Source organism: Corallococcus caeni, assembly GCF_036245865.1.
GTDB classification, from domain to species: Bacteria; Myxococcota; Myxococcia; order Myxococcales; family Myxococcaceae; genus Corallococcus; species Corallococcus caeni.
In genome coordinates this window covers 1-860 of sequence record NZ_BTTW01000041.1, presented here as the reverse complement: position 1 = coordinate 860, position 860 = coordinate 1, and the positions used below count along the sequence as shown (strand labels likewise).

The window sequence follows — 860 nt, the reverse complement described above, 5'->3', positions numbered from 1 at the left end:
GAGCCCAGCATCCCCGCGATGGTGGAAGCCCAGGTGCGCCGCACGCCAGACGCGCTCGCTGTCATCACGCCGGAGCGGCAGCTGACCTACCGCGAGGTGGACTCGAAGGCGAACCAGCTCGCCCATCGCCTGCGTGGCCTGGGCGTCGGGCCCGAAGTCCGCGTGGGTTTGTGCGTCGAGCGTACCGAGGACCTCGTCATCGGAGCCCTTGGCATCCTCAAGGCCGGTGGCGCCTACGTGCCGCTGGACCCCAGCTACCCGCGCGAGCGTCTGGGCTGGTTGCTGGAGGATGCACAGGGCCCCGCCCTCGTCGCCCACTCGCATCTGCTGTCCGCGCTGCCTGAAACCTCCGCGACGCCCGTGTGCCTCGACTCGGATGCGGAGCTGGCGAAGCAGCCCACCACGGCACCCCAGGTGGACATCCACGCCGGGCACCTCGCCTACCTCATCTACACGTCCGGCAGCACCGGCCGTCCCAAGGGCGTCGCCATCTCCCATGGCAACGCTGTCTCCTTCCTCCACTGGGCCCTGGCGACATTCACCCCGGAGGAACTGAAGGGCACCCTCGCCGCGACCAGCCTCAACTTCGACCTCTCCGTCTTCGAGCTCTTCGCCCCGTTGAGCAGCGGTGGCGCGGTGGTGGTGGCACGCAACGCCCTGCATCTGGCGGAGCTTCCCACCGCCTCCCACGTCACCCTCGTCAACACGGTGCCCTCCGCCATGGCGCAGTTGCTGCGCCTGAATGCGGTGCCTCCAGGAGTGCGCGTCGTCAACCTCGCGGGCGAAGCCCTGCCGGAGACGCTGGCCAGGCAGGTCTACGCCGTCCCTACGGTGCAGAAGCTCTACAACCTCTACGGGCC

1 protein-coding gene is annotated in these 860 nt (G+C 69.2%); it reads left to right on the top strand.

All coding sequences use genetic code 11. The features are described 5' to 3' along the window. Nucleotides 1–860: AMP-binding protein (locus AABA78_RS38815; protein ID WP_338270580.1), on the top strand; the 860-nt coding region annotated here is incomplete at both ends.